Raw genomic sequence first — 1,014 nt, forward strand, 5'->3', positions numbered from 1 at the left:
GAACAGGTCCGCGAACGCAATGTCCGCGCCCTCGGTCGCGCGCTGGCCGACTGGTCGCCCGAGGACGTCGCGGCATTCGCCGAATACCTGCGCCGCTTCAACACCGGCCTGGAACGTCTCGACCGCCGCCCCTGGCCGCGCCCCGACCCACCCGCCGACTCCGCGCCGGACGCCGCACCGTGAGGTGCGCGCTATCCTGACGCGGCCGCGGGGCCAGGCGCTCCGGTCACCCCGGGGTGATTCCGACCGTGAACCGAAACCAGCCAGGGGTGGGCGAATGACTGATCCCGTACTCGTCGAACGCGACGGCGCGGTGGTGGTGTGGACGCTGAACAATCCGTCCGCGCGCAATCCGATCTCCGAGCCGGAGACGATCGAGGCGCTGGAGGCGGTGATCGCGAGCGCCGAGGCCGACCCGGAGATCCGGGTGGCCATCCTCACCGGCGCGGGCTCGGCGTTCTCCTCCGGTGGCAATGTCAAGCACATGCGCGACAAGGTCGGCATGTTCGGCGGTGGTCCGGCCGAGCTGCGCCCCGGCTACCGGCACGGCATCCAGCGCATCCCGAAAGCGTTGTACGACTGCGAGATTCCCACCATCGCCGCCGTCAACGGCCCGGCCATCGGGGCGGGCTGCGATCTGGCGCTGATGTGCGACATGCGCATCGCCGCCGAACGGGCCGTCTTCGCCGAGAGCTTCGTGAAGGTCGGTCTCATTCCCGGCGACGGCGGCGCCTGGCTGCTGCCGCGCGCCATCGGCCTGGCCCGCGCCAGCGAGATGGCCTTCACCGGCGACGCCATCGACGCGGCCACCGCCCTGGAGTGGGGCCTGGTGTCGCGAGTGGTGCCGGGGGAGGAATTGCTCGACGCCGCCCGCGCGCTCGCCGCCAGAGTCGCGGTGAATCCGCCGCACGTGCTGCGCATGACCAAGCGGCTCATCCGCGAGGGGCAGCACCAGCGGCTGGAATCGCTGCTGGAACTGTCGGCCGCCATGCAGGCCATCGCGCACACCACCGA

1 protein-coding gene and 1 pseudogene are annotated in these 1,014 nt (G+C 71.5%); both read left to right on the forward strand.

Annotation, left to right across the window (positions count from 1 at the left end):
- A pseudogene (locus QH283_RS26700) lies at positions 1 to 183 on the forward strand (MarR family transcriptional regulator); the annotation flags it as partial.
- A gap of 94 nt (positions 184 to 277) precedes the next feature.
- On the forward strand, positions 278 to 1,014 hold a 737-nt coding region (locus QH283_RS26705), incomplete at its 3' end, for a crotonase/enoyl-CoA hydratase family protein (RefSeq protein ID WP_280505696.1).

The organism is Nocardia farcinica, from assembly GCF_029867845.1.
In the GTDB taxonomy this organism is placed as follows: domain Bacteria; phylum Actinomycetota; class Actinomycetes; order Mycobacteriales; family Mycobacteriaceae; genus Nocardia; species Nocardia farcinica_A.